A 21047-nucleotide genomic window follows, 5' to 3' on the forward strand; every position below is an offset into this window, starting at 1 on the left:
GCCACCCCGCCGCAACCGGAGGTCCCGTGACCGCGCCCGTGCAGCCCGCCGAGTTCCCCGGCGGCCCCGCCCTCTTCCGCCTCGACCCGGCCGTGGCCCACCTCAACCACGGGTCCTTCGGCGCCGTCCCCCTGCCGGTCCAGGAGGCCCAGGCGGCCCTCCTCGCCGAGGCGCACGCCGATCCCGACGCCTTCTTCATCGCCGCCCCGGACCGCATCGAGCGGGCCCGCGGCCGGGTGGCCGCCCTGCTGCACACCGACCCGGAGGGGCTGGCGTTCGTCGCCAACGCCACCGAGGGCGCCAACCTCGCCCTGGCCGCCCTCCCGCTGTCCGACGGCGACGAGATCCTCGTCACCGACCACGGCTACGGCACGGTCGTCGCGGCCGCCGCCCGCCGCGCGCCCCTGGTCACCGTGCGCCTCGACCCCGGCCTGCCCGACGAGGACGCCGTGCGCGAGGCCGTCCTCGCCGGCCTCACCCCCCGTACCAAGGCCGTGCTCCTCGACCACATCAGCTCACCCACCGCCCGCGTGATCGCCTCGCCCCGGCTGCTCGCCGAGCTGCGCGAGCGCGGCGTGCTCACCGTCGTCGACGGCGCCCACGCCCCCGGCATGCTCGCCGACCCCCTCGCGGTGCAGGCGGACTTCTGGTTCGGCAACCTGCACAAATGGGGGTACGCCCCCTCCGGCACCGCCGTGCTCGCCGTCGCCGCCCCGTACCGCGACCGGATCCGGCCCCTGGTGCCCTCCTGGGAGGACCACCACGGCTTCCCGCGCTCGGTCGAGAACCGCGCCACCGCCGACTACACCGGCTGGCTCGCCGCCCCCGAGGGCCTGGAACTGCTCGCCCGCCTGGACGCCGCCAAGGTCCGCGCCCACAACAACGCCCTCGCCGCGTACGGCGCCGCCCTGCTCGCGCAGCTTCCCGGGCTCGCCCCGCTCCCGCACACCGACGGCCTGGCCATGCGCGCGCTGCGGCTGCCGCCCGGGGTCGCGCAGACCCCCGAGGCCGCGCGCGACCTGCGGGAGGAGATCGCCGCGCGGCACCGCATCCGGGTACTGATCTGGCCGTGGCCGGGCGGCGGCGGGATCCGGGTGTGCGGCCAGATCTACAACCGCCCCGAGGAGTACGAACGCCTCGCCGCCGTCCTGCCGGACCACCTGCCGCCGGCGGGATGAGGCCTTGAGGCCCGGTGGCCCGGGGCCCGGCGGAACCGACCGCGGCGGAACGGACCCCGGCGGAACGGGCCTCGCCGTTCGAGCCCGCCGGGGTCAGTTCCGCCGGAGCAGGTACGTGTCCATGATCCAGCCCTTGCGGGCCCGGGCCGCGGTGCGCAGCTCCTCGATCCGGTCGGACACCTCCGCCAGCTTGCCCTGGACCAGGATCTCGTCGGGCGTACCGACGTAGGCGCCCCAGTAGATGTACAGGTCCTGGTCGAGGTGGCGGGTGAAGGCGTGCCGCGCGTCCAGCATCACCACCACGTCGTCCACGTCGTCCGGCCAGCCCTCCGCCAGCCGCCGGCCGGTGGTGATCTGGACCGGGCGGCCCACCCGGTTGAGGGTGGTGCGGTGCCGGGCCAGCAGCGCCGAGATGCTGCTGATCCCCGGGACCACCTCGTGCTCGAAGGCCACTCGGCCGCGCGCGGCGACCTCGTCGAGGATCGCCAGCGTCGAGTCGTACAGCGACGGGTCGCCCCACACCAGGAACGCCCCGGTCTCGCCGTCGGCCAGGTCCTCCTCGATGAACCGCTCGAAGAGCGCCGCCCGCGCACTGCGCCAGCCGTCCACGGTGGGCGCGTACGCGGCCGGCGTGCGGTCGCGGTCGGGGTCGCGGCCCTCCACCAGCCGGTGGCCGGGGCGGGCGTGCGCGTCGAGCATGGCGCGCCGCAGCCCGGTCAGGTCCGCCTTCTCCTCACCCTTCTCCAGGATGAGGAACGCGTCCGCCGCGCCGATCGCCCTGACCGCCTGGAGGGTCAGGTGCTCCGGGTCGCCCGCGCCTATACCGATCACTGAGAACTTCTTCACCGCGCCATTCTGCACGGCCGCTATCCTGCCGGTCATGCGTGCCGCCCTGTTCGTCACCTGCGTCAACGACGCGCTGTACCCCGCCACCGGCGTCGCCGTCGTCCGGCTGCTGGAACGCCTGGGCGTCACCGTCGGTTTCCCGGCCGCGCAGAGCTGCTGCGGGCAGCCGCAGTACAACACCGGCTACCGGCGCGAGGCGGAGCCGCTGATGCGGCGCACCGCCGAGGCCTTCGAGGGGTACGCGTACGTGGTCACGCCCTCCGCCTCGTGCGCCGCGATGATCCGCGAGCACTACCCGCGCATCGGGCGGAAGGCCGCCGAGGAGGGGCGCGGGCCGGAGCTGGCCGGGCTCGCGGAGGCGCTCGTACCGAAGGTGTACGAGCTGACCGAGTTCCTCGTGGACGTGCTGGGCGTGACCGACGTCGGCGCCCATTTCCCGCATACGGTCACCTATCACCCGTCCTGTCATGGTCTGCGCGCCCTCGGCCTCGGCGAGCGCCCCCGCCGCCTCCTCGCCGCCGTCAAGGGCCTGCAGCTGCGCGAGCTGCCCGGAGCCGAGGAGTGCTGCGGGTTCGGCGGCACCTTCGCCGTCAAGAACCCCGACGTCTCCGCCGCGATGGGCGCCGACAAGATCCGCAACGCGTGTGCGACGGGCGCCCGGGTGCTGTGCGGCGCCGACAACTCCTGCCTCGCCCACCTCGACGGCATCGCGCGCCGTGAGGGCGCCCCGCTGCGCGCCCTGCACCTCGCCGAGATCCTGGCCGCGACGGAGGAGGACCCGCTGCGATGAGCCGGACCGACCTGGGCATGCCGCCCTTCCCGCCTGTCCCGCCCTCGCCGCCCTCCCCTCCCTTCCCGCCGTTCCCCGAGGCGGCCCGGGAGGCCGTACGGGACACCACCCTGCGCGCCAACCTGCGCCACGCCACCCACACCATCCGCGACAAACGGGCCCGCGCCGTCGCCGAACTCGCCGACTGGGACCGGCTGCGCGCGGCCGGCCGGGCCATCAAGGACCAGACGCTGCGCCACCTCGACCGCTACCTCCTCCAGCTGGAGGAAGCGGTCACCGCGGCCGGCGGCACCGTCCACTGGGCGGCCGACGCCGCCGAGGCCAACCGCATCGTGACCGGCCTCGTCCTGGCCACCGGCGAACGCGAGGTCGTGAAGGTCAAGTCCATGGCCACCCAGGAGATCGGCCTCAACGAGGCCCTGGAGGCGGCGGGCATCGCCGCGTACGAGACCGACCTCGCCGAACTCATCGTCCAGCTCGGCCACGACCGGCCCTCCCACATCCTGGTTCCCGCCATCCACCGCAACCGGGCCGAGATCGGCGCGCTCTTCCGCGCCGAGATGGGCGCGTGGGGGCGGCCCGCGCCCGAAGGGCTGGGCGACACCCCCGCCGAACTGGCCGAAGCGGCCCGGCTGCACCTGCGCGAGAAGTTCCTGCGCGCCAAGGTCGCCGTCTCCGGCGCCAACTTCATGGTGGCCGAGACCGGCACGATGGTCGTCCTGGAGTCCGAGGGCAACGGCAGGATGTGCCTGACCCTGCCCGAGACCCTCATCTCGGTCGTGGGCATCGAGAAGACCATCCCCACCTGGCGCGACCTGGAAGTGTTCCTCCAGACGCTGCCCCGCTCCTCGACCGCCGAGCGGATGAACCCGTACACCACCATGTGGACCGGGCTGGGGCCGTCGAACGGGGCCGACGGCGACGGGCCGTCCGCCTTCCACCTCGTCCTCCTCGACAACGGCCGCACCGACACCCTCGCCGACGCCACGGGCCGCCAGGCGCTGCGCTGCATCCGCTGCTCGGCCTGTCTCAACGTCTGCCCCGTGTACGAGCGGGCGGGCGGCCACGCGTACGGATCGGTCTACCCGGGCCCGATCGGCGCGGTCCTCACGCCCCAACTGCGGGGCACCGCGAGCCCGGTCGACGCCTCGCTGCCGTACGCCTCCACGCTGTGCGGCGCCTGCTACGAGGTCTGCCCCGTGGCCATCGACATCCCCGAGATCCTGGTCTCCCTGCGCGAACGCGTCGCCCAGGGCGGACCGGTGACCCGCGAGGGCATCCGCGTGACGATCCGCCCGGGGCGGGGCCACGCGGCCGAACGCGCCGCGATGCGCGCGGCGCGCCGGCTGCTGGACCACCCGGGCGCCCTGCGCGCGGGCGAACGCCTGCTGGCCCGCGCCCGGCGGCTGGGCGTCCGGCCCCGGCGGCTGCCGGGACCCGGGCGGGCCTGGACGGACACCCGCGACCTGCCCGAGCCGCCCGCGGAGCCGTTCCGCGACTGGTGGGCCCGGGAGCGCGGCGGCGACGACGTGCGGGGCGGGGGAGCGCGATGAGCAGCAGGGAGCGCATCCTCGCCCGGATCCGCCGGGCCGTGCCCGAACCGGGTCCGGACCTCGACATCCCCCGCGACTACCTCACGGTGCACGCCACGCGCACCCCGCAGGAGCGGGTGGAGCTGCTGGCCGCGAACCTCACCGAGTACCGGGCGCACGTGCACCGCGCGACCCGCGGCACCTGCCGCCAGGTGGTGGCCGACCTGCTCGCCGGGGCGCGGACGGTCCAGCTGCCCCCGGCCCTGGGCTTCGACCTGGAGACCGCCCCGGCCGACGGCCCGCCCCCCGACCGCTCCCCGACCACGGACCACTCCCCGGTCTTTGTTTACGACCGGCCCGGCCAGACCCTCGCCGAACTGGACCGGGTCGACGCCGTCGTCACCGGGTGCGCCCTGGCCGTCGCCGAGACCGGCACCCTCGTCCTGGACGGCGGTCCCGACCAGGGGCGGCGGCGCATCACGCTCGTCCCCGACCACCACATCTGCCTCGTCCGCGTACCCGGCCAGGTCGTGGACTCCGTACCGCAGGCGCTGGCGCTGCTCGACCCGGCGCGCCCGCTGACCTGGATCTCCGGCCCGTCCGCGACCAGCGACATCGAACTCGACCGGGTGGAGGGCGTCCACGGACCCCGCCGGCTGGACGTCGTCCTGGTGGCCCCGTAGCCGGACCGACCGGGACCGGCCCCCACAATGAGGGCATGTCATCCCACATCGCACTCACGGCGCTGGTCGTCACCGACTACGACGAGGCCATCGACTTCTACACCCGCGCCCTCGGCTTCGAGCTGGCCGAGGACAGCCTCCGTCCCGACGGCTCGCGCTGGGTCGTCGTCCGCCCGCCCGGCGCCTCCGAGTCGGCGCTCCTGCTGGCCCGCGCCAAGGACGACGCCCAGCGCGCCCGGGTCGGCGACCAGACCGGCGGCCGGGTCGGCTTCTTCCTCCACACCGACGACTTCGCCCGCGACCACGCCCGGATGACCGCGGAAGGGGTCCGCTTCCTGGAGGAGCCGCGCCACGAGGCGTACGGCTCGGTCGCCGTCTTCGAGGACCTCTACGGCAACCGCTGGGACCTACTCCAGCCCGCCACCGCGTAGCCGCGGCGCCTCCCGCGCGGCGTCGACCGCCTCGCCCCGCTCGACGCGGTGGGCCAGTTCCCCGGCCCACCGCACGAGGGCGGGCACGTCCATCCCGTGGGTCCCGCCCGCCTCTTCGACGGACCGGGCGCCGCGCCGCAGCAGCCGCGCGCCCCCGACGGCGTTGCCGCGCGCGGCGTGCGTGAGCCCCACGGCCAACTGCGCGAGCCCGCGCCACAACGCCGCCTCGTCCGCCGGCCGGGACTTCCAGGCGTCCTCGAACACCTCGTGCGCGTGGAAGGGCATCCCGGCGTCCAGCAGCCGCTGCGCCTGCGCCACCGTCTCCTCGGGCGTGCGCACCACCCCCTCGGGCTGCCGCTCGACCCCGGGCGCCCCGTAGGGCAGCGGCCGCCCCAGCCCGTCCCGCGGCCGGGCACTGCGCGCCCGCCCCTCGCCGTCCCGGTCCCTGCCCTCACCCGTGCTCACCCCCTCATCCTCCACCCGCCCCGGCCGATGCGTACGCACCCCTCGGCGTGCGGTAATGTTCTTTCTGCACCGCCGCCGGGGGGAAACCCCAGGTGAGGGGCATCGGGACGTGGCGCAGCTTGGTAGCGCACTTGACTGGGGGTCAAGGGGTCGCAGGTTCAAATCCTGTCGTCCCGACTTGCGAGTACGCAGGTCAGAGGCCGTATCGGAAGCATCCGATACGGCCTCGTTCGTTTTTTGGGGACCAGTTGGGGACCAACCCGGTCCGAGCGCGTCAGACGACGGTCATTGCCGTGAGTGGCAGTGAACGAGGTGCATGGAGCACCACGAGGTGCGCGGAGAGGGCTGAACCGGCTGCGGTGATCTGGCCGGCGTCGGGGTGCAGGTAGCGCCGGGTGGTGGTCAGCGAGCCGTGCCCGGCGATCCGGCGCAGGACGTGCAGGGGGACGCACGCTGCACAACTGGGTGTTGCGATGGCGGCGCAACGGATCGGCCCCGACCGGCCGGCCGAGCCCGTGCCGGGCGGGCGGAAGCCGAACTCGGGTTGGCCGGACAGAAGGTCCGGCGGCGGTGCGGGCTGACCCGGCCCGGCAAACGGCCGGCGGACCGGGACTTCGCGCGGCGGTACTTCACGGCGGACGCTCCGGACCAGGTGTGGTGCGGCGACATGACCGAGATCAGAACTGGTGAGGGCAAGATCTAACTGGCCACCGTCATCGACCGGTCCTCGCGTCGGCTGCTCGGCTATGCGATGGGCACGCCATGACGCCGAGTTGGTCGTGGCGTCCTTGAACATGGCCGCGGCCACCCGCGACGGTGACGTGAAGGGCGTGATCTTCCACGGCGACCGCGGCAGTGAGTACGGCTCCAGGCGCTTCCGCAGGGCCTGTCGCCGCTGGGTCCGACCCAGTCCATGGGCCGCGTCGGGGCATGTTTCGACAACGCCGTCAGCGAGGCGTTCTACAGGGTGCTCAAGGTCGAGCGCGTCCACCGGCACACGTTCGCCACCCGCACCGAGGCCTCGCTGCGGATCGCGACCTGGATCTCCGGCCGTGGCCGCCACAGATTGTCCTTGCCCAGAGAGGCACAGTGATGCCAGAACTTGCCAAGTTGGGCAAGTGATCTTCGGTTGATCTTGCCAATCTCTGTTCGGGCTGGATAGTCTCTGGATGTCCGGGCGCAAACATCGCCCGGGGCATCGGGCGGGGGCCGGTTGGCGCTGTCGTTCGAAGCTGCTGCTCCGCACCGAAAGATGAACGTCATGCGTTACCTGCTCCGGGCCGCCTTCGGCTTGACCCTCCTGTTCTCCCCCCTGCTCGCCGTGCAGGCGACCGAGGCCCAGGCGCGGCCTGCGTACACGGTCGTCACCGCCGCCGAGATCGGCTGGCCGTAGGTCGCACCGAGGGTCGCGAGCTGGACGTTTGCCAAGTGGTGCCAACTTTGCCAAAATTGGCAAGGTGCTGGGGTGGCTGACTGTCGACCCGGCAGGGCGGGGGTGGCGATGTCAATCGAGAGTTGAAGAAGGGGCGGCCATGTCGCTTCAGCAGCCGGAGTTCGGGGCGCGCCTGCGTGAGCTCAGAGTGAAGCTCGGGCTCTCCCAGCAGCAGTTGGCTGGGGAAGGCCTCTCGGCTGGGTACCTCTCCCGGCTGGAGTCGGGTGCGCGACCGCCCACGGCGCGGGCGATCGAGTACCTCTCTGAACGGCTGCAGGTCAGCCCCGACACCTTCAAGGGCACGGTCGTCGACCCGATCGCCCAGGCGGTGGCCGTTGCTTCCTCGACCGAGGACCAGTCCCGCGCGGTGCACCTGCTGGAGACCGCGCTGGCGACGGAGTTGGAAGAGGACGACGCGGCCGTGCGCTGGCAGGCCCTGCGCCTGCTCGCCGAACACCGCAGGCAGCAGGGGGCCAGGGACCAGGAGAGGGGCAACCTCGTCCGGATGGTGCAGCTGTCGGACCGTTTCGACGTGGCCGAGGCGCGCGCGTACTCGCGACTTCACCTCGCGCGGTGCGAGCGAGCGCTCGGGCAGATGGAGAAGGCGCACGAGACGGCCCAGGAGGCGCTGGCGATCACGACCGAGCACGACCTCCCGCCGAGTGACCGGGCCGGCGCCCTGATGGTCCTGATCTCCACGGAGGTGGCGGTCGGGGACCTGGCCGAAGCCCAGGCGCACGCGGCCGAGCTTGAGGAGATCGCGGATCGGGGCAGCGAAGTGCTGCATGCGGAAGCGCTATGGACCGCGGCCCACGTCCACCTGCGCAACAGCGACCACGCCGGCGCCGCAGAGCGGCTCGACAGGGCGCTGGCGTCGCTCGACAGCCGTACCAACCCCCTGCTCTGGCTGCGCCTGCGGCTCGCCGCGGCCTCTCTGAGCCTGCAGATGTCCCCCCGCCGGCTCGACGCCGCCGAGCGCTGCCTCGCCGAGGCGGCGCCCGCGGTCGATCTGATCGGAACCCCGCTGCACCGCCAAGAGCACACGCTGCTCATGGCCCAACTGAACTTCCAGCGGGATGACTTGGATGAGGCCTGCAGACTCCTCGACAGCCTTGACGAGCAGGACCTGCTGCTCGCCTACCAGGACCGCCTGGCCTGGGACGTCCTGCGCAGCCAGCTGCGGATCCTCTGTGGTGACCGTGCGCAGGGCATCGAGGGGCTGCGCCGCCTGGCCGAGGAAGCCGAGGGTCGCTCCAACGTGGATCTCTCGAAGGAGATCTGGCGCGCACTCGCCGAGACCCTGGCACGCGTTCAGTAGCCCACGGCGCCCGGTCCGGTGGTCCATGAGGCCGGTCCGGTAGTCCACGGCGACGGGTTCCACCCGCGCCCCCTTCCCCACAGTGCCCGTCCGGGTCCCACCTGCCCCGTCCGGGCTTGCGGTCCGGACGGCGCCCCGCCCTGCCCGGAGGCGGTCCGCGGCAGGAGCGGTGAGCTGCACGTCTCACGTACGCGTCGGCCCGGCGACGTGCAACAACGGGCATTCCACTCATTTCTCAGCGATCCCGCCACCGGCGGGACAACCACACGTGTCACAGGGGAGAGACGACATGCAGGATCTGGAGTCGGCCACCGGCGCCCCGTCCGGGATCTGGGAGCTCTTCGAAGCGGCGGTCGCGGCACACCCGGATCGGGAGGCGCTCGTCGACCCGGGGGCCGGGATCAGCCTGACATACCGCCGGCTGGCCCGGGCTGCAGCCGAGCAGTCGGCCGCCCTGGTACGGGCCGGAGTCGGCCCGGGGGACACCGTCGCAGTGTCCCTGCCCCGGTCGGCCGCGGAGACGGTCGCGCTGCTGGGCGTCCTGCGGGCCGGCGCCGCCTACGTCGCCGTCGACCCGGAGCAGCCGTCGGCGCGACTGGGCCGGATCCTGGAGGTCAGCGGGCCCCGCGCGGTGCTGGCGGAGGCCGGCGCGGCCGACAGCATCATGCGGCAGGCCCCGGTCGGCTGCGCGGCCGTCGAGGTGTGGACGCCGTCAGCCGCGGACCCCGCGGCGCAGGTTCCGCCCGCGCACCGCGCCGCGGGCGACGACCTCGCCTACGTGACCTTCACGTCGGGTTCGACCGGCCTGCCCAAGGGCGTCGCGATCCCTCACCGGGCCGTCGTCCGGCTGGTCGCCGAGCCCGAATTCGTGCACTGCGGTGCCGGCGAGCGCTTCCTCCGGCTGGCGCCGCTCGCCTTCGACGCGTCGACGCTGGAGGTCTTCGCGCCGCTTGCCAATGGTGGCACGCTGGTCGTCCATCCGGCGGGTGTGCCGGGCCCCCGGGAGATATCGGCCTTCCTGCAGACGCAGCGGATCTCCGTGCTGTGGCTGACCGCGGGCTTGTTCCGCCTGGTCGTGGACCTGGAGCCGGCGGCGTTCGGCCACGTCCGACAGGTGATCACGGGAGGTGACGTGGTACCGGTGGAGCAGGTCCGCCGCCTGATCGACCGCTACCCGGGGCTCCGGGTGACCAACGGCTACGGCCCGACCGAGAACACCACATTCACCACCGTCCACCACGTCGACACCCCCGCGGACATTGACGAGCCGCTGCCCATCGGCCGGCCGATCAGCGGCACCACCGTGCACGTCCTGGACCCTGCCGGGGCTCCCGTCGCCGACGGCGAGGTCGGCGAGCTCTACACCGGCGGCCTGGGGCTCGCCCTCGGGTACCGCGGCGCGAGCGAGCAGGAGCAGGTCGCGTTCGGATCCGGCACCGCAGGCAACGGCGAACGTCTGTACCGCACCGGCGACCTGGTGCAATGGGACGCCCAGGGCCGGCTCAGGTTCGTCGGCCGCCGGGACGACCAGGTCAAGATCCGCGGCTTCCGGGTGGAGCCCCGCGAGATCGAGCGCTGCCTGGCCGAACATCCCGAAGTCGGCGACTGCGTGGTGACGGTCGTCGGCGAGCACGCGGCCGACAAGCGGCTGCTGGCCGCCGTGGTGGCCCCGGCCGACTGCCTGCCCGCCCTGCGGGGCTGGGCCGCGGAGCGGCTGCCGTCCCACTCCCGACCAGCCCTCTGGACGGCGGTCGCAGCGCTCCCGGTCACAGCCAACGGCAAGGTGGACCGGCGCGCACTCGAACGCCGGGCCCTCGGCGGGGCGGCGGCGGAGGCTGCGGCGACGGCCCTGCCCGGTGTGGGGACCGGTCTGCCCGCAGCTGGCACCGGCCTGCCCTCCGCCGACCAGCTGGAGCGCCGCATCCAGCAGGCCTGGCTCGACGTCCTCGGCCTGGACCACTGCGGTTTGGACGACGGCTTCTTCGACATCGGCGGCGACTCGATGCTGCTCGCGCTGCTCTCCGGCCGCCTCCAGCAGGACCTGGGCGTCGAGTTCGCGACGGTGGACCTGTTCCGCTACCCCACCATCCGGTCCTTCGCCGGCAGCGTCCGGCCCAAGGTGGCCGCGCAGGCCGCCGGACACCCCGGTCGCACCTCCTGACCACCCCGCCCCGGACACCGCCGTGGCCGCGCCACGGCGGCCCCCGCGCTGCCCGTTCCGCACCGTCCAGTAAGGCAAAGTTTGTGTTCCCAACAGATTCCCGCGGATTCGACATCGCGGTCATCGGCATGGCCGGCCGGTTCCCGGGTGCGGCCTCCATCGACGAGTTCTGGGAGAACGTCCGGCAGGGCCGGGAGACCATCGCCCAGTTCGCGACCGACGGGCAGGAAGGCCGGTCCGTCACCGGCGGCCACCCGGTCGGCGCGAAGGGAGTCCTCGACGATGCCGACCGATTCGATGCCGGGTTCTTCGGCCTCAGCCCGCGCGACGCCGCCATCACCGATCCGCAGCAGCGGGTCCTGCTGGAATGCGCGCACACCGCGCTGGAGCACGCCGGCTGCGACTACCAGCGGTACCCCGGCCCGATCGGCGTGTACGTCGGCGGCTCCCAGCCCGACTACCTGCGCCGCAACCTGCTGTCGAACGACGACCTGGTCGCGGAGATGGGTGAGCTGTCGCTCGCCCTGTCCAACGAGCGGGACCACCTGGCCACCCGCATCTCCTACGCCCTCGACCTGCACGGTCCGAGCCTCAACGTGCAGACCGCCTGCTCCTCGTCCTTGGTGGCGATCGTCACCGCCTGCCATGCGCTGCTCGCCGGGCAATGCGACGTGGCCCTGGCCGGCGGGGTCAGCGTCACCCTGCCGCTCCGCGGGGGCTACCGCTACGAGCCAGGCGGCATCACCTCGCCGGACGGCCACTGCCGCAGCTTCGACGCCCAGGCCCAGGGCACGGTCCCGGGCAACGGCGTCGGCGCCGTGGTGCTCAAGCGCCTGGCCGACGCCCTCGCGGACGGCGACCACGTACACGCCGTCATCAAGGGCGGCGCCGTCAACAACGACGGCGCCCTGAAGGTCGGCTACACCGCCCCCAGCGTGGACGGCCAGGCCCGGGCCATCGCCATGGCCCAACGCGCCGCCGGGGTCGCCCCCGACACCATCGGATACCTGGAGACCCACGGGACCGGGACCCGGATGGGCGACCCGATCGAGGTGGCGGCCCTGACCGAGGCGTTCAGGGAGGGGACGGACCGCACCGGATTCTGCGCGCTCGGCTCGGCGAAGCCCAACATCGGGCACCTCGACGCGGCCGCCGGCGTGGCCGGCTTCATCAAGGTCGTCATGGCGCTGAAGGCCGCCGAACTCCCGCCGCTGCTGCACTTCCAGCAGCCGAACCCCATGATCGACCTTGACCGCACTCCGTTCTACGTCACGACGGAACGCCGGCCGTGGGAGTCGCAGGGGCCGCGCCGGGCGGGCGTCAGCTCCTTCGGGATGGGCGGTACCAACGCCCACGTGATCCTGGAGGAGGCGCCGGTCCCGCAGCCCCGGCCCGGGACGCTGGAAGCGGTCGTCCTGCCGCTCTCGGCGCGCTCCGCCGAGGCGCTCGCCGAGGGCGCCCGCCGCCTCGCCGACCGGCTGGACACCGACGAGGACCTTCACCTGCCCGACGTCGCCCACACCCTGCAGACCGGGCGGTGTGAGTTCGGCGTACGGCGGTCCGTGGTCGCGGCCTCCCGCGCCGAAGCGGCCCGCGCGCTGCGCGAGCAGCCGTCGGCCCCGGCCGTGGCGGTCGACAGGATCGTCGGCACGGCCTTCGCCTTCGCCGGCCAGGGCAGCCAGTACCCCGGTATGGCCGGGCACCTCTACGCGAGGCAGCGGGAGTTCCGGGACCTCGTAGACGAGTGCGCCGAGTCCTTCCACTCCGAACTCGGCCTGGACATCCGCACGTTGCTGCATCCGGCCGTCCGTGACGAGGCGGCAGCAGAGCGGCTGGCGCGCACCGATGTCGCGCAGGCGGCCCTGTTCACCGTCCAGTACGCCCTGGCGAAGCAGCTCATTGCCTTCGGGGTGCAGCCGGCCGCGATGATCGGCCACAGCCTCGGCGAGTACACCGCGGCATGCCTGGCCGGCGTCTTCGACGTGGCCGAGGCCGTGCGGCTGATCTCTGCCCGAGGCCGTCTCATCAGGCAACTGCCGCCCGGGGCCATGCTGGCCGCCCGGGCCGACGTAGAGGCCCTGCGGCCCCTTATGGGCGAGGGGGTGGAGATCGCGGCCGTCAACGCCCCCGAGGCGGTGGTGCTCAGCGGCTCGCGGGCGGCGATCACGGCGGTCCGGGACCGCCTGGCGGCCGCACGTATCGAGGCCCGGCTGCTGCACACCTCGCACGCCTTCCACTCCGCGGCGCTGGACCCCGTCCTGACGGAGTTCGCTGCGGAGGTCGGGCGGATCACCCTGCGGGCGCCCGCGATCCCGTTCGTCTCCAGCCTCACCGGTACCTGGGCGACGGCAGGGGAGGTGACCGAGCCCGCGTACTGGGTCCGTCAGCTCCGCGAACCGGTGATGTTCGCCGACGCCGCGGCCACCCTGATGGCGGCCGGGGACCTGCTCGTCATGGAGGTGGGACCGGGCGGCACCCTGGCCGGCCACCTGCGCGCCGTGCCGGGCCGACGCCCCGCACACCGCATCACCCACGCGCTCGGGCACCGTTCCGACCAGCGCACCGACCGGGAGACGCTGCTGGCCGCCGTCGGCCAGGCCTGGACGACTGGGGCCCGCATCGACTGGGCCGCTGTCGGCCCGGACGAGGACGCCCGCCGCACCCCGCTGCCCGGATACGCCTTCGAGCGGCAGCGCCACTGGATCGAGCCGCCGGCCGCGGTGCCACCCGCCCCGGCCGCCGCGCACGCAGCCACCGCGCACGCAGCCACCGCGCACGCAGCCGCCGCGCGCGCTGCCGCCGCGGCGCCCGACGTCGCCGAACCGCGGCCCCGTGCCGGGCTCACCACCCGGGACCGGATCACCGACTGGGTGGGCGAGATCTGGTCGCGGATGCTCGGGGTGGACCGGATCGGGCCGCAGGACAACTTCTTCGACCTCGGAGGCCACTCCCTGCTGGCGACCCGGCTGGCCGCCCGGCTCTCCGACGAGCTGCAGGTGCCCCTCTCCGTAGGCGACGTCTTCGACCACCCGTCGGTCGGCGCCCTTACCGGCGTCCTCATCGAGCGTGCCCCGGACCCCGGGTTCCTGGAACAGATGTTGGAGATCCGGGACGAGATCGCGGCCCTCTCCGACGAGGAGATCGCCGGCCTGATGACCGAGGACGGTTCCCGATGACGGGCCCGACTGCACCGGACCGGTGGCTCAAGTGCCTCGGCTCCCGACCGGACGCCCGGCTGCGTCTGATCGTCATCCCCTACGCGGGGGGTGCGGCGGGAGCGTTCCACGGCTGGGTGCCGGCCATGCCGCCCGATGTCGAGGTGTGGGCCTTCCAGCTGCCGGGCCGCGAGAACCGGCTCGCCGAACCCGCGGTCCGGTCCCTGGCGGACCTGGTCCCCCCGATGGCCGACGCCCTCGCGCGCCTCGACCCCAAGCCGTACGTCCTGTTCGGGCACAGCATGGGCGCCCTGCTCAGCTACGAGCTGTACCAGCGGCTCGCCGGCCGGGGTGTCACCCTGCCCGAGCGACTCGTCCTTTCGGGGTGCGCCTCACCCGCCCTGAGCTTCGAGCGGCCGCTGCTGCGCGACGGCACCGACGAGGAGGTCGTGCACTGGTTCCGCGAACTCGGGGGGATGCCCGAGGACGTGGACCCCGAGCTCGTCCGGCTCATGCTGCCGACCCTGCGGGCCGACATCGAGGTCTGCACGACCTACGACCACCGGCCCGGACCGCCCGTCGACCGCCCGGTCACCGTGCTCGCGGGACGGACGGACCCGGTCGCCACCCCCGACCGCGTGGCCGCCTGGGGCGCGCTGGTCTCCGGCGCCCTCGAGACCGCGACCAGACCCGGCGGCCACATGTTCGTCCTGGCGCCCGAGTTCCCCGCCTATCTCGCCACGCTCCTCCTGCCCCGGCGCTGAGCGTGCGGCCCCTCCCGGGGCCGCCCCGCCGGGATCCGCACACCATTGACCGACGCCCGTACGGAGGGTGATCCGATGCTTGACCAGCCCCAACCCGAGATCCGGCCGCAGCCGCAGGCCCACCGGGACGCCGCGGACGCGCCGCGTCGGCCCGACCTGGACGCCGTACGCCGGCAGCTGCTGGCGCGCCGCGTCGGGGCTCCGGCGGAGGACGCGGTGTCGGGTGTGCCGCGTCGGCAGGTGGCGGGGGACGTGGCGTTGTCCGCGGGGCAGCGGCAGTTGTGGCTCGCTGATCAGTGGCTGTCCGGTCCCGGGCGCTATCAGCTTCCGATGGTGTGGCGACTGCGGGGCGTGCTGGATGTGGCCGCGCTGGAGCAGGCGCTGGCGCGCGTGGTGGCTCGTCACGAGGCGCTGCGGACCACGTTTCCGCTGGTGGACGGTGAGCCCGTGCAGCGCGTCGATGCCGCGGCGAAGGTGTCGCTGACGCGTACGGATCTGAGTGTGCTGCCGTCCGATCAGCGTGCTACGCGGCTGCGGGACCTTCTGGAGTCCGAGACGGCGGCGCCCTTCGATCTGGCTGCGGCGCCTGCGTTCCGTGCTCATCTGGTGCGGTGCGCGTCGGAGGAGCATGTTCTGGTGGTGACGCTGCATCACATCATTACGGACGGCTGGTCGATGGGGGTGCTCTGTGAGGAGCTCTCCGCCTGTTACGAGGCCGAGGTCCAAGGTCGGGTTCCCGATCTGCCCGAGGTGCCGGTGCAGTACGCGGACTGGTCCCAGTGGCAGCACCAGCGCCTGACCCAGCCCTGGGCGGCCGAGGCCCTTGCCTACTGGCGCACCACCCTCACCGGCCTCAACCCGCCCCAGCTTCCGGCCGAGCGGTCCGGTGCAGCCGGGGCGCCCGCCCGCGCGGCGCTGCTGCCGATGGCGCTGCCGGCCGACCTGGTGACGCCCTTGCGGGCGCTCGCCCGTACCGAGGGCACCACGCTCTTCACCGTCCTGCTGGCCGCCTATCAGGCCCTGCTCAGCCGGCTCTGCGGCCAGCACGACATACCCGTCGGCACGCCCATGGGCAACCGAGAGCAGCCCGAACTCGCCCGGACCATGGGCTACCTCGTCAACACGCTGCTGCTGCGCACCGACTGCTCCGGAGACCCCACCTTCCGTGAACTGGTGCGGCGGGCCCGCACCACCGCGCTGGGCGCCTACACCCACAAGGAACTCCCCTTCGAGAAGGTCCTCGAAGAGGTGGGTAGCGGCGGTGACCGACCTCCCGTCCAGGCCTGGTTCAACCTCCTCCTGCAGGCGCCGCGCCCGCCGCGGCTGACCGGTCTGGAGGTCACCGAACTCGTCGAGGTCCACCAGGCCACCGCCACGGCGGACCTCGCCGTCAACCTTTGGCCGACCGGAGAGGACGGCCTGGCCGGCTACCTGGAATACGACGCCGACCGGTTCGACGAGGCGGCGGCCGAGCGCCTTGCCGCGCAGTTCGCCGCCCTGCTGCGGCACGTGGCCGAGGACGCGGACTGCCGGCTCGGCCGGCTGCGGCTGCTGGAGCCGGCGTCCCGGGCGGCCGTGCTCGCCATGGGCGAGGGCCCGGCGTGCACCGAGCCGATCCCCCTGTTCACGGAGGTCTTCCGGCGCCGGGTCGCCGCGACCCCCGACGCGGTCGCCCTGGTGACCGCCTCGGACCGGTACACCTTCCACGAGCTCGACATCCTGGCGGACCGCACGGCGGACACGCTGCGCCGTGCCGGTGTCCGGCCCGGCACGGCGGTGGGTGTTTGCGCGGGCCGGACGGCCGCCCAGATCGTCGCCCTGCTCGCGGCGCTCCGGGTCGGCGCGACCTACCTGCCGCTCGATCCCGAGTACCCGACCGACCGGCTCGCCCACATGATCGCCGACAGCGGCGCCCTGGTCGTGGCCACGGCGGCGGGCGGCTCCGTCCCGGGCTTCGCCGGCCCGGTCCTGGAGCTCGACCTCACGCCGGGCGCCGTGCTGCCGACGACGGCGCCGCACGACCGCGCCCACCGCGCGGCCGGCCCCGACGACCCCGCCTACCTCATCTACACCTCCGGCTCCACCGGGCAGCCCAAGGGCGTGCTGGTCACGCAGCGGGCGCTCGCCACCCACCTGGCGCGCATCCAGCAGCAGACGCCCCTCACCCCGGCAGACCGGGTGCTCCAGTTCGCCTCCTTCTGCTTCGACGCCTCTTTCGACCAGATCCTCGTCCCGCTGGCGGCCGGTGCCTCGGTGGTCCTGCGGGACGCGCCCTGGGGCCCGGAGGAACTGCTGGACCAGGTGGCCCGCCATGAGATCACACTGGTCAACGTCCCGCCGGCGTACTGGCACGGCCTCCTGCGCACCGTCGCGGACGGAACCGCCGTGCTGCCGCCGAGCGTGCGCCGGGTCGTCCTCGGCGGCGACACCCTGGCGCCCGCCGACGTACAGCTCACCCAGCGGCTGATGCCCGGCCTCGCGATGATCAACATCTACGGGCCCACCGAGGCGACCGTGGACTCCACCCTGTTCGAGATCCCCCAGGGGTGGGCGGGGGAGCGGGTGCCGATCGGCCGGCCGCTGCCCGGCACCTGCGTGCGGATCCTGAGCGACGGCATGGAGCCGCAGCCGATCGGAGCCGTCGGCGAGCTGTACATCGGCGGCACCGCCCTGGCGGCGGGTTACCACGGTCAGCCGGACCGTACACGCGAGGCCTTCGCCGCGGACCCGTTCGGGGCCGGACCGGGTGAGCTGCTGTACCGGACCGGCGACCTCGGCCGCTGGCGCGCGGACGGCACCATCGACCTGCTCGGCCGCCGGGACGCCCAGTTGAAGGTCCGCGGCTACCGCATCGAGCCCGGTGAGATCGAGACCGCCCTGCGCGCCCTCCCCGGTGTACGGGAGGCCCTGGTGGCCGTCCACGGCGACTCGCCCGCCGAGCAGCGGCTGGTCGGCTTCGTGGTCGCCCACGGGGAGCCGCCGGCGGCCGACGCGCTACGCAACGGCCTCCGGTCCACACTGCCCTCCTACATGGTGCCGACCGAATTCGTCCTGCTGGACGAGCTGCCGGTGAGCGTCAACGGCAAGGTCGACCGGCGGGCGCTGCCCGCGCCGCCCAAGCGCGCTGCCGGTGAGCGACGGCCGGACGGCCCCCGGACGCCGGCCGAGGAGCGGATGGCGCGGCTGTGGGAGACGGTCCTGCGGACCTCGGGGATCGGACGTGACGACGACTTCTTCGGCCAGGGCGGGACGTCCATCACGGCCATGCGGCTGGTCTCGTCGATCAACCGCGAGTTCGACACCCGGATGCCGGTACGCGCCGTCTTCGAGGCCCCCACGATCGCCGAGCTGGCGCGCCGCGTCGGGGCTCCGGCGGAGGACGCGGTGTCGGGTGTGCCGCGTCGGCAGGTGGTGGGGGACGTGGCGTTGTCCGCGGGGCAGCGGCAGTTGTGGCTCGCTGATCAGTGGCTGTCCGGTCCCGGGCGCTATCAGCTTCCGATGGTGTGGCGACTGCGGGGCGTGCTGGATGTGGCCGCGCTGGAGCAGGCGCTGGCGCGCGTGGTGGCTCGTCACGAGGCGCTGCGGACCACGTTTCCGCTGGTGGACGGTGAGCCCGTGCAGCGCGTCGATGCCGCGGCGAAGGTGTCGCTGACGCGTACGGATCTGAGTGTGCTGCCGTCCGATCAGCGTGCTACGCGGCTGCGGGACCTTCTGGAGTCCGAGACGGCGGCGCCCTTCGATCTGGCTGCGGCGCCTGCGTTCCGTGCTCATCTGGTGCGGTGCGCGTCGGAGGAGCATGTTCTGGTGGTGACGCTGCATCACATCATTACGGACGGCTGGTCGATGGGGGTGCTCTGTGAGGAGCTCTCCGCCTGTTACGAGGCCGAGGTCCAAGGTCGGGTTCCCGATCTGCCCGAGGTGCCGGTGCAGTACGCGGACTGGTCCCAGTGGCAGCACCAGCGCCTGACCCAGCCCTGGGCGGCCGAGGCCCTTGCCTACTGGCGCACCACCCTCACCGGCCTCAAGCCCCTGGCCCTGCCCGCCCCCGCCGACGTGCACCCGGTACCGTCCGCACGTGGGGCGGTGTACGAGTTCACCATCGCGCCGCAGCTGCGCGCCGCGCTGGAGCCGCGGGCGCGGGAGAGCGGCGCGACCCTCTTCATGTTCCTGCTCGCCGCCTACCAGACCCTGCTCGGCCGGCTCTGCGGCCAGCACGACATCGCCATCGGCACCTCGGCGGCCAACCGCCAGCAACCTGAACTCAGCCGTGTCCAGGGGTTCTTCGCCAACACGCTGCTGCTGCGCACCGACTGCTCCGGAGACCCCACCTTCCGGGAACTGCTGCTGCGGACCCGCACCACCGCGCTCGGCGCCTACGCCCATCAGGAACTGCCCTTCGAGAAGGTCATCGAGGAAGTACGCGACCCGGTCTGGGGAGCGGGCGGCCCCCCGATCCAGGCGTGGTTCGGATACACCGACGCGCCCACCCTGCCGTTGCTGCTGAGCGGCACGGAGACGGAAGCGCTCGGCGTGGAGAACCTGCCGGCCAGGCTTCCGGTCCGGCTCGACCTGGCGGACCGCGACGGCAGGATCGAGGGCCTGATCCACTATCAGGTCGACCTGATCCCCGCCGCGACGGCCGCGGCCCTGGCCAAGGGACTGCTCACCGTGCTCGGCGCGGTGGCCGACGACCCGGACCTGCGGCTCTCGGCCCTGGACGAGGTGGTGAGCCGCGCCGAGGCCGAGTCCCGCACCCAGGCCAGAACGGCACTGAGCGACCGGATCTCCGGTTCGCTCGCCGCCGCCCGACGCCGACGCACCCAGCCGTAGTCCGCGTCCGCTCACGACGATCCGACAGGAAGACGAACATGACCTCCACATCCCGGCTGTGGGGCGGTGAACTACTGCGGCACCGGGACTTCCGGTTTCTGTGGGGCGCCCAGGCCGTGTCCCTCCTGGGCAGCCAGGTCACCCTCCTCGCACTCCCGCTGACGGCGGTGTCGATACTCGACGCCGGCCCCTTCGAGACCGGCCTCCTCGGTGCGGCCGAGCGCCTCCCCTACCTCTGCTTCGGCCTGTTGGCCGGTGTCTGGGTCGACCGGCTGCGCCGCAGGCCCCTGCTCGTCGCCGCGGACCTGGGCAGGGCCCTGCTGATGCTCACGATCCCGGTGGCATCGCTGCTCGGCGTCCTCGGCATGGGCCAGCTCTACGCCGTCGGCTTCCTGGTCGGGCTGCTGGCCGTGCTGTTCGACGTGGCGCACCAGTCGATGCTGCCGAGCCTGCTCCGCCGCGACCAGCTCTTGGAGGGCAACAGCAAGCTGGAGTTCACCAGCTCGACCGCGGACCTGGCCGGCCCCGGGGCGGCCTCGTTGCTGATCAGTCTGTTGACCGCGCCGGTCGCGATCGTCGTGGACGCGGTCTCCTACCTGGCCTCCGCGCTCCTGCTGCGCGGGATCTCGGCCGAGGAGCCGCCCGCCGGACCGTCGGCCGCGAAGCGGTCGCTGTCCGCCGAGCTCCGCGACGGCCTCGCATGGGTGTCCCGGCAGCGGCTGCTGCGCTGGGTGGCGCTGACCGGCGCGGTCGGCAACGTCTTCATCCACGCCATGCTCGCGGTCTTCTTCCTCTTCCTCCTCAAGGAGCTGGACCTCGGTGCCGGCGGCGTCGCCGTGGTGGTGATGAGCGGGAGCATCGGCGCGATGTGCAGCCTGGCCGTGCTGCGCCCGCTCACCGACCGTATCGGCACCGGACCCTCGCTCATCGCCTCGACGCTGGCCACGGCGGCGGGCGTGTGGATGCTCGCGTTCGCCGGCGGGGGCCCGTACCCGGCACTGGCCTCCGCCGCCGCGGGGAACTTCGTCTTCATGCTCAGCTTCCCGCTCTACAACGTGAGTTCACGCCTGCTGCGGCAGTCCGTGACCCCCGACCACCTGATGGGGCGGGTCAGCTCCATCATGCGGACGGTCGTCTGGGGCACCATGCCGATCGGATCCTTGCTCGGCGGCGCCCTCGGCTCCTTCTTCGGCCTCCGGGCGGCGGTCTTCGCTGCCGCCTGCGGCCTGCTCGTCTCGCCCGTCCTCCTCGCCCTGTCGCCGCTGCGCAGCCTGCGCACGCTGCCGGACCACCCCGCGACGGACGACCACGAGCCGCGTTCCACGGCCGGCGATGACGACGGCACGACCGCCGCGCGCCCACCCCTTGACACCTCTTCCCCTGCACTTGAGAGGGCAGTTCAGTGACACAACCGACGCTTCCTAGGACCGCTCCGGGAATACCGCTGGCGGGAACCCGCCGC

14 protein-coding genes and 1 tRNA gene are annotated in these 21047 nt (G+C 73.4%); 13 read left to right on the forward strand and 2 right to left on the reverse strand.

The window, feature by feature from the left end; translation table 11 throughout:
• Window positions 1-26 precede the first annotated feature (26 nt).
• Window positions 27-1178, forward strand: a complete 1152-nt coding sequence (locus tag ACZ6KO_RS03585) for an aminotransferase class V-fold PLP-dependent enzyme (RefSeq protein ID WP_469299443.1) — start codon at window positions 27-29, stop codon at window positions 1176-1178.
• 93 nt (window positions 1179-1271) lie between these two features.
• Here ACZ6KO_RS03585 and cobF read toward each other — a convergent pair whose 3' ends face one another.
• Complete coding sequence (gene cobF, locus ACZ6KO_RS03590) at window positions 1272-2024, reverse strand: precorrin-6A synthase (deacetylating) (RefSeq protein ID WP_469299446.1); 753 nt, start codon at window positions 2022-2024, stop codon at window positions 1272-1274.
• Window positions 2025-2058: 34 nt separating this feature from the next.
• Here cobF and ACZ6KO_RS03595 point away from each other — a divergent pair, with 34 nt between their 5' ends.
• From ACZ6KO_RS03595 to ACZ6KO_RS03610, 4 genes are read left to right on the forward strand one after another with little or no spacing between them, the layout of a single operon-like run.
• The gene (locus tag ACZ6KO_RS03595; protein ID WP_469299448.1) at window positions 2059-2814 is read left to right on the forward strand and encodes a (Fe-S)-binding protein; all 756 of its coding nucleotides are present in this window, start codon (window positions 2059-2061) and stop codon (window positions 2812-2814) included.
• Entirely contained in the window at window positions 2811-4367 is a 1557-nt protein-coding gene (locus ACZ6KO_RS03600) for a lactate utilization protein B (protein WP_469299450.1), read from the forward strand. Before ACZ6KO_RS03595 ends, ACZ6KO_RS03600 begins: the two co-directional genes overlap by 4 nt.
• Window positions 4364-5029, forward strand: a complete 666-nt coding sequence (locus ACZ6KO_RS03605; RefSeq protein ID WP_469299452.1) for a LutC/YkgG family protein — start codon at window positions 4364-4366, stop codon at window positions 5027-5029. The genes ACZ6KO_RS03600 and ACZ6KO_RS03605 overlap by 4 nt, the downstream gene beginning before the upstream one ends.
• 35 nt (window positions 5030-5064) lie before the next feature.
• Window positions 5065-5460 (forward strand): VOC family protein, encoded by a 396-nt coding sequence (locus ACZ6KO_RS03610; protein WP_469299455.1) that lies wholly within the window; start codon window positions 5065-5067, stop codon window positions 5458-5460.
• Here ACZ6KO_RS03610 and ACZ6KO_RS03615 read toward each other — a convergent pair.
• Window positions 5437-5925, reverse strand: coding sequence for a DUF309 domain-containing protein (locus tag ACZ6KO_RS03615; RefSeq protein ID WP_469299457.1), 489 nt, complete (start codon window positions 5923-5925; stop codon window positions 5437-5439). The two genes, ACZ6KO_RS03610 and ACZ6KO_RS03615, sit on opposite strands and share 24 nt — an antisense overlap.
• Window positions 5926-6028: 103 nt before the next feature.
• Between ACZ6KO_RS03615 and ACZ6KO_RS03620 the strand changes: the two genes are divergently transcribed.
• The 8 genes from ACZ6KO_RS03620 (at window position 6029) to ACZ6KO_RS03655 (ending at window position 20991) form a co-directional block, all read left to right on the forward strand.
• Window positions 6029-6102, forward strand: a tRNA-Pro gene (locus ACZ6KO_RS03620).
• Between the two features lie 1084 nt (window positions 6103-7186).
• Window positions 7187-7318, forward strand: coding sequence for a hypothetical protein (locus tag ACZ6KO_RS03625; RefSeq protein ID WP_469299460.1), 132 nt, complete (start codon window positions 7187-7189; stop codon window positions 7316-7318).
• Between the two features lie 139 nt (window positions 7319-7457).
• A complete protein-coding gene (locus tag ACZ6KO_RS03630; protein WP_469299464.1) occupies window positions 7458-8675 on the forward strand; it encodes a helix-turn-helix domain-containing protein in 1218 nt (405 codons plus the stop codon).
• 289 nt (window positions 8676-8964) lie between these two features.
• Complete coding sequence (locus ACZ6KO_RS03635; protein ID WP_469299467.1) at window positions 8965-10836, forward strand: non-ribosomal peptide synthetase; 1872 nt, start codon at window positions 8965-8967, stop codon at window positions 10834-10836.
• An 83-nt stretch (window positions 10837-10919) separates the two neighbouring features.
• Window positions 10920-14012 (forward strand): type I polyketide synthase, encoded by a 3093-nt coding sequence (locus ACZ6KO_RS03640; RefSeq protein WP_469299469.1) that lies wholly within the window; start codon window positions 10920-10922, stop codon window positions 14010-14012.
• Complete coding sequence (locus tag ACZ6KO_RS03645) at window positions 14009-14755, forward strand: thioesterase II family protein (RefSeq protein WP_469299471.1); 747 nt, start codon at window positions 14009-14011, stop codon at window positions 14753-14755. The genes ACZ6KO_RS03640 and ACZ6KO_RS03645 overlap by 4 nt, the downstream gene beginning before the upstream one ends.
• A 75-nt stretch (window positions 14756-14830) precedes the next feature.
• Window positions 14831-19585, forward strand: coding sequence for an amino acid adenylation domain-containing protein (locus ACZ6KO_RS03650; protein ID WP_469299473.1), 4755 nt, complete (start codon window positions 14831-14833; stop codon window positions 19583-19585).
• Between the two features lie 38 nt (window positions 19586-19623).
• Complete coding sequence (locus ACZ6KO_RS03655) at window positions 19624-20991, forward strand: MFS transporter (protein ID WP_469299475.1); 1368 nt, start codon at window positions 19624-19626, stop codon at window positions 20989-20991.
• The last annotated feature ends 56 nt before the right edge of the window (window positions 20992-21047 follow it).

This window comes from Streptomyces sp. NPDC042102 (assembly GCF_055582305.1).

Coding starts and splice junctions, on each gene's coding strand:
- ACZ6KO_RS03595 (WP_469299448.1), top strand. CDS start 2,059: ATGCGTGCCGCCCTGTTCGTCACCTGCGTCAACGACGCGCTGTACCCC.
- ACZ6KO_RS03600 (WP_469299450.1), top strand. CDS start 2,811: ATGAGCCGGACCGACCTGGGCATGCCGCCCTTCCCGCCTGTCCCGCCC.
- ACZ6KO_RS03605 (WP_469299452.1), top strand. CDS start 4,364: ATGAGCAGCAGGGAGCGCATCCTCGCCCGGATCCGCCGGGCCGTGCCC.
- ACZ6KO_RS03610 (WP_469299455.1), top strand. CDS start 5,065: ATGTCATCCCACATCGCACTCACGGCGCTGGTCGTCACCGACTACGAC.
- ACZ6KO_RS03625 (WP_469299460.1), top strand. CDS start 7,187: ATGCGTTACCTGCTCCGGGCCGCCTTCGGCTTGACCCTCCTGTTCTCC.
- ACZ6KO_RS03630 (WP_469299464.1), top strand. CDS start 7,458: ATGTCGCTTCAGCAGCCGGAGTTCGGGGCGCGCCTGCGTGAGCTCAGA.
- ACZ6KO_RS03635 (WP_469299467.1), top strand. CDS start 8,965: ATGCAGGATCTGGAGTCGGCCACCGGCGCCCCGTCCGGGATCTGGGAG.
- ACZ6KO_RS03645 (WP_469299471.1), top strand. CDS start 14,009: ATGACGGGCCCGACTGCACCGGACCGGTGGCTCAAGTGCCTCGGCTCC.
- ACZ6KO_RS03650 (WP_469299473.1), top strand. CDS start 14,831: ATGCTTGACCAGCCCCAACCCGAGATCCGGCCGCAGCCGCAGGCCCAC.
- ACZ6KO_RS03655 (WP_469299475.1), top strand. CDS start 19,624: ATGACCTCCACATCCCGGCTGTGGGGCGGTGAACTACTGCGGCACCGG.